The organism is Bacillus spongiae, assembly GCF_037120725.1.
Lineage (GTDB): Bacteria > Bacillota > Bacilli > Bacillales > Bacillaceae_K > Bacillus_CI > Bacillus_CI spongiae.
Genome location: NZ_JBBAXC010000005.1, coordinates 1 through 14,761, shown reverse-complemented (window position 1 = coordinate 14,761; position 14,761 = coordinate 1). Strand labels below are relative to the sequence as shown.

Below are 14,761 nucleotides of genomic sequence, written 5' to 3'. Positions count from 1 at the left end.
AATAGTATTTTTCTTAAAAAAGTACAAAAGATGTAAATAATTTATAATAAGTTGTACATTATAATAAATGCGTAGTTAGTGTTATGAATGATTAACTTATAAAGCAAATGATTGGCTAATTTTTCCTTATTTTTGAAAGTCCAATAAGTATTAAAAGTAAAATTGGCAGAGTAACAGCCACTAATAATTCCATTGACCTAAGGAGAAATATCCATTTTTCTACATCCCTTACTATGTCCACAGTAAGAGATATGGTGAATGAGAGTAAAAGTAAACTGATAATGGAGACCTTTGGTGATAGCTTAGGAAGTGCTTGCCTGACCATTTGATCTGCTCCCCAAAAAAAAGCAACGACAGTAGCAAATACTTCCCATATGAAAAAATGAGTAATAATATTTTCAGTTCTCTCCAGGAATGGGAGTTCGACATATTCAAACATACTTAAAACGGGGAAGGATTCATGTAATAATTGTTCAAAACTAAAAAAGCCATAGGCCATAAAGCAAGTAATAAGATAGATAAACGTTAATAAAAAATGAGCATATAACATCGGTTTAAATGGCGTATTGTTTTTTGCCATGAATGGTATGAAAAGTAAAGATAATTCATACCCCAAGAAACTAAAATAGAGGTTTAACCCACCATTTAGAAGCTCCTTTTCTCCACTAAATATAAAAGGTGTTAGCCGTTCAAAACTAAATTCAGGTATATGGAATGCTAGAATAAACACAATTAAGATTGTACTAAAGAAAATAGTTGCTGTTTTGGCTATATGAATAATTCCTCCTCGTGTGAGTCTGTATGCGATGTATAAGGCTAAAATAATAAAAACAGATTCAGGTAGAGTAGGGTAATACAACATTAAAATGAGAAGTTCAAAATCTTTTGCGATAAATACTGCAAGACTGCTCCATAGTATTGCTATAGCAATATAAAGCAAGAAGGAAAGAAACTTTGGGAGGTTGTCATCGATAATCTGAAAAATACTGCGACCTTTTCCATAATAAAATACTAATCCAATTAGAAGGATATTTAAGGTGACTAAAAGTGATATGAGAATCAACCCTATCCATCCATTTGTACCAAAAGTTTCAGCAGTCATACGAGGTAGACTAAAAATACCTACCCCTATTTGAATCATATAGAGTAACATTATTACTTGGTATGGCTGAAGTCTTTCTCCCATCGATCATCACCTTATATCTTTCCAAAAATCTCTAATTACCTTTAGTATTTCCCATTTAAATATAAATATTCAGTTTATTAATACTCTGAATTCGTTAAAAAACCAGGTATACACTATTCCTAGGTTCCTTTTTTATTTCTTTTTCATCAATACTCTGTTCATATGAATTTTCAATTAAAGAATAACTATATATAATTATTTCATAGAGACTAACACCATTCACAAGCATGAAAAAGATGTTCAATTATTGCGTCATAAACCCTCCATAACATCCTACGAATACGTAAGAATTCCGTGATAAATAGTAACCTTCTCCTTTACCGTTTGAAAACAGTGAATTCATTATCTTACATTCGAGTTTTCAGCAAGCGCTAATCTTTTATAAGGTTAGCGCTTTTATAATGAAAAGGGACATTGTATATAATTCATAGGTTGTAAAATATATGTAAAATGATAAAATATAGTAATCTTTTGTCAATTAACGTTAAAAATGAATGTTTACAAAAAGGGGATAAGGATGGAAAAATTATTAGAAGAAATCATCTCTTGGGTCAATAGGTCTAATGAGCAGATTATCATTGGCATTTCAGGACATGGTGCTGCTGGAAAAACAACATTTTCCAAGAGACTCGTAAGCCTATTAAATAAAAATGAAGTGAATTACATTAACACAGACCCATATATTATTAGTTCAACTGTACGAAAGCATACAATGATCGACTATACTTATCAAAACGAACATCATCACTACAAAATGACCGCTTGTCATCCAGCAGCTCATCATTTACCTTCCTTAGAAAGAGACGTAGAGATGGTGAAAGAGGGTTTAGATTTATATACGATCAATACTCATAATAGGAAGCGTGAGTTAGTTTCCTCGAAAAACAAAATAACGATTGTTGAAGGTATGAGTGTAGGATTTATTAATCCTAAATTATTTGATTTAAAAATATATTTTTATACAGATGGTGAAACAGAGTTAATGAGAAGGTCGAGACGTGATATTGTTGAAAGAGGAACGGATATCAATTATTTAAGACATTCTCATGAAGAACGTCGGATTCAATACGAAGTGTTTATGCATCAGTACAGTCAGCATTTTGATATTGTTATCAAAACTACTCATGAAGGAATACGTTTTGACAAAAATTCATTTGAATTTAACTGCAAAAAAACGAATACTATATAATATTATTTCCAATCCTAGACATTAGTTAAAGGGAGCATTTTTCGAAAATACATAAATTCTTATAGAGTAGATGAAGGGATTACCATGGGTATACTTTTTACTTATTTGTTTATTGAGGAACTATATAATTGCTAAGTCCCTTCAACCTCCTAACACTGAAATGCAGCGAACGAACATATAGATTAAATAAGAATCATAAAAAAGAATTCATTTAGACCAAATTATTCTCTAAATGGATTCTTTTTATTGATTATAAAAGGATAATTTTTGGTTTTTTTTATGATTGACAAATTATCAAATCATTAAAAAATAGTTTTACAAAAACTAGAAAAACAAAAGGGTTTTTATGAAGATTGTCGAATTTTTCCATTGTATAGGTGACTCACTTATTTCTACCACTCCAATTGAATAAAGAAACAGAACGAAAAGCAATTTTATGCTACAAGTAAGTGATTGCTTCGTCTATTATCTCAATCTTGCTTACCATATCGGTGAAACAGCTATTCTTCGTCGTGAGAAATTATATCCAGATGGCATTTGGAGATACGAGGACTATAATGTAACGGAATCAGGTGTATGGTCAAGTAAATCGGATTGGGATACTCTGTATAGAATGAAAATTATTGCTGAAAATACACTAGGTAATGTTACCTATGTTACACCCTATAAATACTACTATATGCCCAAACCACTTTCCGTTAATTCCGTTGCACATGTTGGAGACGAACTGGTGGTTGACTTAGAACCAAATAAGGATTCCATGGGAAATCTTGAAGTGCACGGAAACTTAGAATTTCCGTTCATTAGAATAGAGAAAAAAAATTCAGATGGAGTTTGGGAATACCTGGATTATCCATTGTATGAACTCGAAACGGAAGGTTTTGAAGTATGGAGATATGCAGTCGAACCTAATACAGAATATCGAGTGAAGGTCATATTGAAAGATGAAAGGTTTAGTGGGAATGTCATTTATGATTCCGAATATGTTTACTATACTGTCCCATCAGACATATGAGGAAACCACTATTATTTTGCTGGCTCCAGTCGATTCGACAGTAGTGAAAACGAATAAGCTTTTACATTCAAACAAGGGTGTAAAAAGCATCCTTAATCCTCAGGCATAGAAGCCGTTTTGATTAACCTTTTTCAAAATGGCTTCTTTTTTGTTAAGAATTTATTTAATCAAACTTTACTCCAAACTATCCTTCGTTCTGGTGGAAGAGTAGAGAAAGAAATAACAGGAAAATAGTACACGTCTTAAAAAAGTTTTAATGTTGGATTTGAATGGAAAAGTATTCACGCAAGCCTTTTTCACCAGTTTGTGTCACTTTGATTGCTCGTGTTTTAGGTATCCGTTGGATCCATTCTAATTCTACTATACGCTCTAAAAGTGCATTTCCTAAAGATCCGGCTAAGTGAGGGCGTCGCTCACTCCAATCTAAACATTTAGGTGAAAAGGCTCGCCGTTTTTCCTAACCTCATGTAGATCTATGTTAAAGGTAGTAAAAAATTTATGGCCTTGTTCCGTAAGTAAAAATGAATCACTTTCCTCTGAAAGAAAGCCTTTATTAAGTAATGCATTCGTTATTTGTACACCTAAATCACCAGCAAGATGGTCATAACAAGTTCGGGCAATTCGAAGTTGCTTTTCTCCTGTTGCCTGTTTAAATGAATTCACTTTCATTGGTGGGGCTATGGATAATAATGACTCTATTACTTGAGCTACCTCATGATCTCGAATGGCATAATATCGGTGTCTTCCTTGTTTTTTCCCGATAATAACATTTGCATCAAGCATTTTCGCTAAGTGAAAGCTGACAGTTTGTGGTTTAATTCCTGCCATAGTAGCTAGTTCACTTGGCGTATGATAGCGTCCATCCAATAAAGCCGTTAAGACGGTAGCACGAGAATGGTCACTTACTAGCGAAGCAACAATAGCAATATTTGATTGGGTAGTCAATGGAATCCTCCTTTGTAATCGATACTTCGATGATAATGGAACAATTTTCGTTTTACAATAAGAAATAACCAAAAGGAGGAAAAAAATGAACGTAACTAAAACGAGAAGCACGCAATTAATTAAACCGAAAATTTTATACTATGGAACACCTGTCATTTTATTAACTTCGTTAAATGAGGATGAAACGACAAATATTAGTCCGCTATCTTCTTCTTGGGCTTTAGGTGATTGTCTTGTTTTAGGTGTAGGTGTCGGAGGAAAAGCATTTGAAAATCTCACTCGGCACCGTGAGTGTGTCATTAATATTCCGGATCCTTCATTATGGGAGAATGTTGAGAAGCTAGCTTTCTATACAGGCAAAACACCCGTACCCGATTCTAAACAAAAGAATGGGTTTACCTATTGTAAGGAAAAGTATGAAATAAGCGGCTTAACACCGATAGAGTCGAAAGCAATAAAACCTACGCGAATTAAAGAATGTCCCATTCAAATTGAAGCAAAAGTAGTAGCGGTTCGAATTCCTGAACATTCTCCTCATTTCGCAATCGTTGAAGTAAAAAAGCAGCTTGTACATGCTCACAAAGGGATAATCATGGATGAACATCATATTAACCCGAATGAGTGGAGTCCACTCATCTATAATTTTCGCCATTATTTCGGAGTTGGTGATAATCTCGGAAAAACATTTCGAGCGGATACATGAGTTAGCCTAATACTTCTCTGTTAGATAATCGGATTGTTAAAAGAATGAGTGAAGTTTGCTCCTAAATTTCGTTTTAGAAATATTTAATGTAGTTACGAAAATATTCGGATTATACGAAAGGATAGATGTTGTTAAAACATGCTCCTCCCTTATTGCAGTGATGTAGTGAATTGTGTCGTAGAAGAATGTCTATTCCGTTCTAGAAAGCAGGAGATTGACTCCAGTTTGATAGAATTGAACAATCCTGTTGTCCGTTTCATAAGATGGTAACGATAGCTATCAAGGAAAGGAACAGAACAGGTGGACAATTTAAAGAAAACAAGAGTCATCGTCACTCTAATCATTACGAGTATAATGGCTTTAATGTTATTGGTACTGTTAAGTGTTTTCCTATCCCAGAAGGTTCTGGTCGTTGGGGATCGATCTCCGTTTCAAACGATTCAGGAGGCTGTAACCGCAGCTGACCCGGGTGATATTATTTTCGTTACCCCAACTCTTAGTCCTTATGAGGAGAATGTGACGATCGGGGCCAATAAAGACCGTCTTAAATTAATTGGAATCGGGAATCCCATTATTGATGGGTCAACCTTAGCAGAAGGATTAAATGGAATAACGGTGACAGATTCTTCTCACGTAAAAATAAAAGGATTCATTGTTCGAGACTTTAAGGATGATGGAACTTTAACAAATGGCGGTATAGTTATTAATCCAAATTCAACTCATAACCTGGTCAGTGGAAATAATGTAATTAATATTGGTGCTGAAGGGATTTCATTTAATTCATCAAGCAATAATATCGCTATTTTAAACAATATTTCTCGAAACGGTGATGATGGAATTCTATTAGATACTTCAACCGACAATTTCCTTATCGCTAATAGAAGTAATGAGAATGTAGATGAGGGAATTTCCGTAGATTTTGCTTCCAATAATAATTTTATACTCGGAAATCAAAATATACGAAATAGGGACAATTCGATTTTTGTTGTTGGCTCGAACAATAATACATTATTGCTGAATATAGCAGCAAAAAGCCAAAGTGATGATGGTATTCAATTAAGTGGTTCTTCTGAAAATGTTCTCTTACTAAACAAAGTGGTGAACAATGAAGAAGATGGCATCCGTTTATTTTCAGAATCTGATGAAAATATAATCGTTGGAAATTATATTGTGAATAACGGCCTTGAGGATGAAGAACCTTCAGGTCATGGTGTATTTTTGGGGAGCCAAACAAATAGTAATATCATTTTAGGTAATATCGTGAAGAAAAATCGGGATGATGCCATTTTTATTGATACTGAAGGTAATAATCACCATATTGTTGGAAATATTGTGAAAGAAAATAATGGTGATGGGATCTTGTTGGACGGAGAGGTTGGGATGGAATCTAATAATAATACGATTAACCGAAATGTCATTGTTGAAAATGAAGGCGATGGAATTGAAGTCAATACGTTCTCATTTAGTAATATCCTCGAGGGTAATAAAGTTTCGAAAAATGTTGAAAATGGGATTTTACTAGATGAAGAAGCCAATAATAATCGTGTAAAAGGAAATTTTATTTTCAAAAATCAGCTGAATGGCATCTTTTTGGAAACGCAATCTTTTGAAAATGATATCCTTTTTAATATCTCTTTCTTCAATGACCTATTTGATATACAAGATGATGGATTTGACAATGAGTTTAATGGAAATATTTGCGGTATTTCTGACCCGAATTTTATTTGCACCAATTGATCAGTATTGACGTGTTTCAATAACAGCTAAATTAAACCCTAAAGAGCAGCATGTAATATGTACTCTCTTTAGGGTCTTTTTCTGTTCAATGGATAGGAGTGCCATTTTTTTGAAAAAATATGGACAAAAAGAAATTTATAAACTTTTTCATTTTAAAAAATAGGAAAGGTTTCTAATCTGATTTTTGAATAGGTCAAGTAGTGCCTACAAAGCCTTAATCATCTAGAAATAAGGGAGACTAAATTATTTTTTGCACGTAGATAAAACTTTTTTTATCTCTATCTCGTTAAACTATCTGAGATAAGCAATTGGGGTTTTAATTAAGGTAAGTTACAGTCTGAAGTTGAATGAAAATAAATAGGAAATAATGCGTTATAAATGACTTTAAACGGTGTTGTTTTGGAAAGGCTTGTCTCAGCTTCTTCAAGGTTAAGGATTTTTAGTCAATTTGGGGAAGATTTAAAACTTTTTATTCTTATGTTTCGTTTAATCTATTGAAAAAAATCAAGATGATGTTGAAAGGGTGTGGAAACTAGTATGACAATAAAAAAAATTATATATATTTGCGCTGTTTTAGTAATATTAACAGGCTTTGGGACGATTGGCTACAGCACTTACGCAATCGAAATAAGTAACCAAGAGGCCATTCAAGAGTGTAAAGATAAAGGGTTATACCCTGAATATGATAGAGGCATTATCTTTAATTCTTCCGTCATGTGCTCGGATATACCGAACTAATGTTAAATGGTGAAAAAAGAAGATTTAAATAGAGATGCAGTTCTTAACTGAAGAAAGCTTGTAAGCAGCATAAGGGTGAAGATTTAGATTGGCTTATCAAGCGTGTAAGTGAGAGCAAACGCTCATCCTGATCGAATGATCATGGATTGCCTGTAGGATACAAAAATATATGAATAATAAGAGGTGTTCATCTTGAAATTAACGATTGAAAATATTACGAAGCAATTTGGTGATAAATTAGCTGTCAATAATGTTTCGTTTGAGTTAACAGAGGGCGTATATGGGTTTTTAGGTGCAAATGGGGCTGGTAAAACCACCTTGATGCGGATGTTAGTTACACTGATAAAACCGACATCTGGACGAATTCTATTGGACGGTAAGGATATTGAAGTGTTGGATGAACAATATCGTGATGTCCTTGGTTATTTACCGCAATATATTGGCTTATATAAAAATTTTACGGCGGAAAAATACTTGATGTATGTTGCTTCATTAAAAGGAATTGATAAAAAAACGGCAGAGAGTAAAGTGGACGAGCTATTAGAGACAGTCAACTTAACTGAGCACCGTAAACAAAAGGTTGGTAAGTTTTCAGGTGGAATGAAACAAAGACTTGGCATTGCTCAAGCATTATTAAATGATCCAAAAGTGCTAATTGTCGATGAACCAACAGCAGGTCTTGATCCAAAGGAGCGTATTCGCTTCAGAAATCTATTGTCATCTATTTCAAAGGATAGAATCGTTTTATTATCAACTCATATCGTTTCCGATATTGAATTTATTGCAAAGGAAATTCTCGTACTCAAGGCAGGAGAGCTCATTCATAAAGAAAATCCGGACAATTTACTTGAGCAAATTAAAGGATATGTTTGGACAGTGAATGTTTCTGAAAATGAGGTACAAGCCTTTCAATCAAAATACAAAGTAGGAAATATCATCCGCCAACAGCATGAAATAGGACTTAGGATTATTTCGGAAAGTAAACCTGATGAAAGAGCAATTGAAGCTACGCCAAACTTAGAGGATCTTTATTTATATTATTTTGACCAGGAGGTAGCAACATGAAGCAATTAGTAAAATTTGAACTCTATAAAATCTTTAAACAAAAAAGTATTTACATTGGGTTGTTCCTTATCCTTCTTCTTTCCAGTCTGAACGACTTTAACATTCCTCTCGTAGATTCTTACAAACCGAAGGATCTACAAGGCGAAATGCAGAAAGTGTCCCAAAACTGGGAGGGAGAACTAACAAATGAAAAAATAGAAGCAGCAGACACTTTTCAGGAGTCTTTCATACAGAAAGGATTCGATCGTTCTTTAACTAAGGAAGAAGCCGCTGAAGATTATATGGTTCAGTCCTTTTATGATTATGTGAATGTGGAAAAAGTCGCTATCCCCTATAGAATACAGGAACTAGATAATGAATTAACAAAGTATAGTGAGAATGATTTTTCATATAAAAAAGCTATATTAGAGAAAAACATGCTACAAAATATAAAGGCTGATACGGTTGAACATAAAGCAGGAGCAGAAAATATTATTGAATTTTCTGGGTATTTCTCCCGTTATATTACAGGAATTATCTTATTAATTGGGTTAGCTGGTATTTTTGTGAATGAAAATAATACTGGAATGGACCAGCTAGTTTACAGTTCAAAACACGGTCGTAGAAAAGGTGTCACGGCAAAAATCATTGCGTCAATTATTTATGTATTGTTCGTGATACTTTCCTGGGTTAGTTATACCGTATTAATGAATACGTACATCTACGGAAGCAGTGGCTGGGACGCACCTATTCAAGTAGCAAACTTAGTGTCTCAGCTCTCACCATATGATTTAACAATGCTTGAATATTTCTTAATCCAAATCGGCATCCATTTGCTAGTAGCCATCGCCTTTATGTCGTTCGTATTAATCGTTTCTGCACTATCAAAAAATATATTAACATCCTTTATCATTAGTGGTACGGTTTTTATCTTGCCAACAATTAGTTTTGGTATTCCACTTTGGGAATATGTGATGAAGTATAGCTTTGCTAATTTCTTGATTTCCCCTGAATTTACAGAGAACTTAACTGTATACAATTTATTTGGAAATCCAGTATTAACACCATATGTACACTATCCATTCATCGCAATAGTAACGATTATATTGATGGTCGTGGTTTTCAAAACGATTAAAAGAAAACAAGTTGCCTAGTGAGATTTAAAAGAGAATGACAAATAAATAATACTACTATTACTTTTTAATATATTAATAATCTAACAATAGGCAGAACAGTGGACGAGCAGAATGTAGGCGAAACAATACTGTTTAATTTTGTAGATTTAGGTGAAGTAAAGTACATTCATACAGTATCTGTTTTTGCACACGATTATATCGCAATGTAGATTAAGCAAATCTATTCCTATACGTTGATGGTAAAGCAGTTGATGCATTTGATGTAAAAAAGATGGTAGTACGATAAATTTTGTTGTAAAAGAGAGGGGGAGAAGCAGTACTACCAGATTGGGGAATTAAAAATGGACGATACGAGAATTATTATTATCAACGTATACGGACGTTAAGCTTGTAGGAAAGAAGAAAGTGTTATTTTTTGAGTGATAAATGGAAAGTTGACAACTGTCTATTGTTTATCAACGATGCTACGTTTTGTGATTTTTATATAGCGCCTACCACTAGTATCATGAAGTTAAAACGAAAAAACCTACTCCAGGGTTCTGCACCCCAGTCGAGTAGGTTTTTTATTTTCTAATAAAATAGAAATAAGGAATAACAATAGATTGGAACAAAATAATAGATAGTAGATAGAAATCATATTTATCTGGTTGATACCCTTTTTTATCCTTTGAATTTTTTCTAAAAAAGAAGAAAACAGAGGTTAACAATACGATTCCAATGAATAGATTTATGTATACTAAAATGCCTATTCCTCCTTCAATCAAGAGTAGATCGACTTCATCTTAATATTACCAATTAATCACACGAATAGGAAATGATAACATTATTTATTGAAGGGTTTATTTTGTTAGAGTAAGTAAATCTATTACTTTGTTCGCATAAAATATTCGTATAGTTCCACATGGACTATACGAATTAAAAATATAGGTGTTTTTTTAATAAATCAATCGCATGGTCGATTTCGTCTAATTCTGATTGAGACGCATTATGGACTCGGTTTTTGAAATTAGCGAATATCCTTTCGTAAACTTGTTCCATCAACTGTCCTCCCTGTTCAGACAGCTCAATGAGTTGTTTTCTTCGGTCAACTACATCGGGTGTTTTTATAATTAGATGATGCTCTGCCAATTTTTTAAGTTCACGACTGACATTCGGTATAGAGATGTGAAGGCACTCACTAATATGGCTAGGAGTGGTTTGCTTTTTTAAAGCGATAAAGACAAGAATGTCATATTGGACGGTTGTTAAATGGTCGGGTTTTTCATCCTTGGATAGCTCATACGTAACACTGTATACTGAATTGGTAAAATGAATTAATTTATTAAAAAGAGACTTATGCCCCATTTCTCTCACCTCTAATGTTAAGGTAACAGAATAGTTATCAAAAAACAATTATTAATTGACAAGTAAAGGAAGCTAAGGTATGTTTTAATTATCAAAAGATAAATAAAAGGGGTGGGAGGAATGAAGGTTTTAATGATCTACACACATCCTAATCACAACAGTTTATGTTTTGCCTTTTCACAAAAAGTATTAGAAGGATGTAGGGAGAACCCAAATATTACTGAAATCAAAGTAATTGACTTGTATGAAGAACAATTTAACCCTTTACTCGTATTTAATGAAGAAAAGCTCAGGAGAGATATGCATCTAGATGTGGAGCTCGAAAAGTATCGAGAACAGATTTTATGGGCAGATAAACTCGTATTTGTTTATCCGATTTGGTGGGGGAGACCGCCTGCTATGCTATTAGGCTATTTTGATCGAGTACTTGCCTCAAACTTTGCCTATAAAAATAAGGGACGCCTTGGCTTAGTAGAAGGTCTGATAAAAGGAAAGTCAGTCGTTTGTGTTTCAACAATGAAGGGGCCTACGAAGTACCCTTTATTTTTCTTAAACAATGTTCATAAAGTGATAATGAAAAAAGCCGTTTTCAATTTTATCGGAATAAAAAAGGTTAAATTCTTCGAATTCGGTAGTATGGAAAGTCCAAAGGGAAAACAATCTCAAAAACTAAATAAGGTTTATCATTATTTTCGACAAATAGAAAAATAAAAAAGCGGTACTATCTCACTTTAGAACCTCTACTCAATATAGCTTAGCACTTGTAAGCTCATTTGCTCTACACATAATACTTCATCATTCTTCCGTAATCATTTCTACTTTTTGTTTCCATCTATTCAACTCACGATTTTCCACCAAGAAATGTAACGGCAACACCTAAAATATGTGCTCAAAATTGTTACACGCAATGTATCGTAAGCAAGAAGAAGTAAGAATGACCTTTTTATTAATTCTTTCTCTAGGTATTAGACTATAGTCAGAAGTAATAGGTGCATAGAAGTGGAGGTAGGGCGCTTTTCCTTCATAATAGGAGCGTCCTCACTTTGATTTTGAGAGAATACACTAGTCGTTTGTTCATGAGGGTCTGTATAGTATTTAAGAAGGGTTGAAGAATCAATGCAGAAGTAAATCGAAAGCTAGCCAACAGAGATAATCTATACGTAACAGAAAACCAGCCAATGTCATTAGCTTAGCTGGTTGCTCAAATAATCCTTCATCTACGTATGATTCCTTATTGCACTTGTTTTCTTCTAATTATTTGATAAGTCACAAACATAAAGAAAGCGGTTATTAACACTAGTAGAGGATAGTGTATATATGGGTCTAATACTGGAACTCCAAATACATTTATTGCATGAAACGGACTTCTAAATTCAAATGCCTCCATAAAGGATATAAAGCTATACTTTCTTGCAAATTCCAAAATGTGTGAATGTAGAAAAATTGATGGTAAGATGAAGACCAATGTACTAATAAGAAATGATGCGAGTATACTTTTCGAAAGGGCTGAAACGGTTAATATAAAGGCCATAAATGCAATGGCAGCGATTAGGTGTGCCCCAATTTGAATGCCAAAATACTCTAGACCAGTTAGGTTATAAGGGGAATGGGGATGCCCTAAAAGCTGAATTGATGAGTTCCAGCCGTTATTTCCATAGAGATATAAGTTCATTAACACATCAAACGTAACCCATGATATAGTAAGGACGACGATTAGAGCCATTCCAGCCATTATTTTTGCCGTAACAATTTGTTTACGACCATAGCGTGAGCTGTATATTAGTTGATCCATCGATGTTCTCGTTTCATTTACAAAAGTTGAAGTAAGTCCGACTAGCATAATTATTCCTGTAAAATAAACTGCGTAATTACTGACAAAGTCAATGGTTTTTTTTGGTCCTTCATTATACGTAAATGTTTCAACATTCACCTTTTCTAACATTTCCTGTTCAAGTAATCCTTTCTTATAGGCGAAACTATCTCTATTTACTGAATTTACCCTATTATCAAGATCTTTAAGGTTTGTTTGAAAAACTTGTAAATTATATCTAGCCAAGCTTATTCGAGAGAGGATGAAATATTCAGCCACTTCTTCTGATGTTAATTCATTGCCATCTCCTTTATAATTATCAGCAAATTTCTGTTGTACTCTAGCCTCAAGAGATTGTGAAAGATTCGAGGCCTCTTCTATCTTTTTGCCTGTTAACTTTCCCTCCCACTTTTTCGCAGCTGTTTGCAGCTCTTCTTTAATCTCTATAGCCGAAGTATCCAAGTTATTAGGAATTCTTGCTTCCATCGTCATCGCCAGACTAAAAAAGAGAAACATAAGAATCATCCAAGTGTATATCCCTTTTTGTCTAAATAGTTTATATATCTCAAATTTAACTAATTGCTTCATTTTGCTACCTCCTATTGCTCACTGGATTATTTCCAGAAATGATTGTAACCTTATTTGTTGTTTTTTCTCCATACTAGTAAGTCTGTATAATAATGTCTCATCTCATAGAGTCCTAATGACTAGATTAACTGTTTTGAAAAATACTTTATCTACTCCTAGTATTCATTTACCTCAGATAGTTAAACGAAATGGCCTATAAAAAAGTTTTAAGCTGTGGAAAGAAATAAAATGGATATTTAGTTAAAAAATCAAAACTTAAAAATATTTTCGATAGGTGTTTTCAATCAAAATTACGATACTATCTCCATATTGGTTAACCTACCACTCAATATTCTTAAATTCTTAGAAATGTCTACGTTAAATTTAAATAATATAAAACATAAGTCTATACAAAATAAAAAAGCAACACTAATATCAGTGTTGCGATGATGTTAACAAGATACTACGTGTTACCATTTGGATAATAAATCCACAGGGCTTCTTACTAATAATAGATAGATAATATTGTTTTTCAAGAAAAGGGCCAAATGATTAAGTAACGACATAAGGCGATATGCTAATATTAGGTAGAAATCATGAAAAAAATATTATTAACTAACAGTTTTGCGTAATAAATAATCTGATTAAGAGGAGGGGTAAAATGATTGAATTAACTAAACAGTTTGCAACAAAATTAGGTATTATGGTTGACTCACGGTTAATTTATTACAAACATTATTACAAACATTATTATAAGTTTTGTGATGAGATAATTGAGAAGATGGATAACCCTCCCTATTGGATAATTGAGCTTGCGACAATTAAATATATTCCAGAGGCTACAAAGGTTATTAACGAATATGTGCTTTCAGAACCATTTGAGAAAATGCCTGATTTTTATGATTTTTATATTGCTTGCTTATACTTAAAATATAAAAGATGGAGTTAGTATAGTTTTATGGACACCGATTAGTTAACTCTCTATGATTAAAATTAGAGAGGAAGTGTCCGGTATGGGATCAAAAAACAGCCGTAATTATAGTGAAGATTTTAAGAAAATGGTGGTCGAACTTTATCATTCAGGTCAATCGGTGAGTTCTTTAAGTAGCGAATATGGCGTATCTGAAGTCACAATTTATAAATGGATTAAAGCCTTCACTCCAGTAGCTGGAGAGGAGAACCAGCTCACTCCACACGACATTGCAGCGATCCAAAAAGAGAATCTAAAAATGAAGCAGGAAATTGAAATCTTAAAAAAGGCTATGGCCATATTCGCAAGAAAGTAACGGATAATGAACTGACCGAGTTGATTGATGACCAAAAAGAAAGGTTTCCTATTCAGGTCAT

At 33.4% G+C, this 14,761-nt stretch carries 13 protein-coding genes and 1 pseudogene; 10 read left to right on the top strand and 4 right to left on the bottom strand.

Annotated features, from left to right (window positions below; all coding sequences use genetic code 11):
* Positions 1–115 precede the first annotated feature (115 nt).
* Positions 116–1,186, bottom strand: coding sequence for a GerAB/ArcD/ProY family transporter (locus WAK64_RS07265; RefSeq protein ID WP_336586299.1), 1,071 nt, complete (start codon positions 1,184–1,186; stop codon positions 116–118).
* A gap of 517 nt (positions 1,187–1,703) precedes the next feature.
* Between WAK64_RS07265 and WAK64_RS07260 the strand changes: the two genes are divergently transcribed.
* Together WAK64_RS07260 and WAK64_RS07255 are read left to right on the top strand one after the other, a co-directional pair.
* Positions 1,704–2,375, top strand: coding sequence for a uridine kinase family protein (locus WAK64_RS07260; RefSeq protein ID WP_336586298.1), 672 nt, complete (start codon positions 1,704–1,706; stop codon positions 2,373–2,375).
* A gap of 436 nt (positions 2,376–2,811) precedes the next feature.
* Positions 2,812–3,390 (top strand): hypothetical protein, encoded by a 579-nt coding sequence (locus WAK64_RS07255; RefSeq protein WP_336586297.1) that lies wholly within the window; start codon positions 2,812–2,814, stop codon positions 3,388–3,390.
* A gap of 253 nt (positions 3,391–3,643) precedes the next feature.
* Here WAK64_RS07255 and WAK64_RS07250 read toward each other — a convergent pair.
* Positions 3,644–4,335 (bottom strand): annotated as a pseudogene (locus WAK64_RS07250) (ArsR/SmtB family transcription factor).
* Between the two features lie 85 nt (positions 4,336–4,420).
* Between WAK64_RS07250 and WAK64_RS07245 the strand changes: the two are divergent.
* From WAK64_RS07245 to WAK64_RS07225, 5 genes are all read left to right on the top strand, one after another.
* Entirely contained in the window at positions 4,421–5,038 is a 618-nt protein-coding gene (locus WAK64_RS07245) for a flavin reductase family protein (protein ID WP_336586296.1), read from the top strand.
* Between the two features lie 300 nt (positions 5,039–5,338).
* Entirely contained in the window at positions 5,339–6,775 is a 1,437-nt protein-coding gene (locus tag WAK64_RS07240) for a right-handed parallel beta-helix repeat-containing protein (protein ID WP_336586295.1), read from the top strand.
* Positions 6,776–7,312: 537 nt separating this feature from the next.
* Complete coding sequence (locus WAK64_RS07235; protein ID WP_336586294.1) at positions 7,313–7,513, top strand: hypothetical protein; 201 nt, start codon at positions 7,313–7,315, stop codon at positions 7,511–7,513.
* Positions 7,514–7,705: 192 nt separating this feature from the next.
* Positions 7,706–8,578 (top strand): ABC transporter ATP-binding protein, encoded by an 873-nt coding sequence (locus WAK64_RS07230; protein WP_336586293.1) that lies wholly within the window; start codon positions 7,706–7,708, stop codon positions 8,576–8,578.
* Positions 8,575–9,711, top strand: coding sequence for an ABC transporter permease (locus WAK64_RS07225; protein ID WP_336586292.1), 1,137 nt, complete (start codon positions 8,575–8,577; stop codon positions 9,709–9,711). The genes WAK64_RS07230 and WAK64_RS07225 overlap by 4 nt, the downstream gene beginning before the upstream one ends.
* Before the next feature lie 897 nt (positions 9,712–10,608).
* Here the strand turns inward: WAK64_RS07225 and WAK64_RS07220 are convergent.
* A complete protein-coding gene (locus tag WAK64_RS07220; protein WP_336586291.1) occupies positions 10,609–11,037 on the bottom strand; it encodes a MarR family winged helix-turn-helix transcriptional regulator in 429 nt (142 codons plus the stop codon).
* Positions 11,038–11,157: 120 nt separating this feature from the next.
* On the opposite strand from WAK64_RS07220, the gene WAK64_RS07215 reads away from it, so the two are divergent.
* Positions 11,158–11,748 carry an NAD(P)H-dependent oxidoreductase gene (locus tag WAK64_RS07215; protein ID WP_336586290.1) on the top strand — a complete coding sequence of 197 codons (591 nt, stop codon included), beginning with the start codon at positions 11,158–11,160 and terminating at the stop codon, positions 11,746–11,748.
* Between the two features lie 520 nt (positions 11,749–12,268).
* Here the strand turns inward: WAK64_RS07215 and WAK64_RS07210 are convergent.
* Positions 12,269–13,435, bottom strand: a complete 1,167-nt coding sequence (locus tag WAK64_RS07210) for an ABC transporter permease (protein WP_336586288.1) — start codon at positions 13,433–13,435, stop codon at positions 12,269–12,271.
* Between the two features lie 640 nt (positions 13,436–14,075).
* Here WAK64_RS07210 and WAK64_RS07205 point away from each other — a divergent pair.
* A complete protein-coding gene (locus WAK64_RS07205) occupies positions 14,076–14,363 on the top strand; it encodes a hypothetical protein (protein ID WP_336586287.1) in 288 nt (95 codons plus the stop codon).
* 64 nt (positions 14,364–14,427) lie between these two features.
* Positions 14,428–14,700 (top strand): transposase, encoded by a 273-nt coding sequence (locus WAK64_RS07200; protein WP_419465909.1) that lies wholly within the window; start codon positions 14,428–14,430, stop codon positions 14,698–14,700.
* Positions 14,701–14,761 lie beyond the last annotated feature (61 nt).

What these genes read in the sequence shown, in the direction of transcription:
- WAK64_RS07265 (WP_336586299.1), bottom strand. Translation starts at nt 1,186, where the DNA reads ATGGGAGAAAGACTTCAGCCATACCAAGTAATAATGTTACTCTATATG.
- WAK64_RS07260 (WP_336586298.1), top strand. Translation starts at nt 1,704, where the DNA reads ATGGAAAAATTATTAGAAGAAATCATCTCTTGGGTCAATAGGTCTAAT.
- WAK64_RS07255 (WP_336586297.1), top strand. Translation starts at nt 2,812, where the DNA reads ATGCTACAAGTAAGTGATTGCTTCGTCTATTATCTCAATCTTGCTTAC.
- WAK64_RS07245 (WP_336586296.1), top strand. Translation starts at nt 4,421, where the DNA reads ATGAACGTAACTAAAACGAGAAGCACGCAATTAATTAAACCGAAAATT.
- WAK64_RS07235 (WP_336586294.1), top strand. Translation starts at nt 7,313, where the DNA reads ATGACAATAAAAAAAATTATATATATTTGCGCTGTTTTAGTAATATTA.
- WAK64_RS07225 (WP_336586292.1), top strand. Translation starts at nt 8,575, where the DNA reads ATGAAGCAATTAGTAAAATTTGAACTCTATAAAATCTTTAAACAAAAA.
- WAK64_RS07220 (WP_336586291.1), bottom strand. Translation starts at nt 11,037, where the DNA reads ATGGGGCATAAGTCTCTTTTTAATAAATTAATTCATTTTACCAATTCA.
- WAK64_RS07215 (WP_336586290.1), top strand. Translation starts at nt 11,158, where the DNA reads ATGAAGGTTTTAATGATCTACACACATCCTAATCACAACAGTTTATGT.
- WAK64_RS07210 (WP_336586288.1), bottom strand. Translation starts at nt 13,435, where the DNA reads ATGAAGCAATTAGTTAAATTTGAGATATATAAACTATTTAGACAAAAA.
- WAK64_RS07205 (WP_336586287.1), top strand. Translation starts at nt 14,076, where the DNA reads ATGATTGAATTAACTAAACAGTTTGCAACAAAATTAGGTATTATGGTT.
- WAK64_RS07200 (WP_419465909.1), top strand. Translation starts at nt 14,428, where the DNA reads ATGGGATCAAAAAACAGCCGTAATTATAGTGAAGATTTTAAGAAAATG.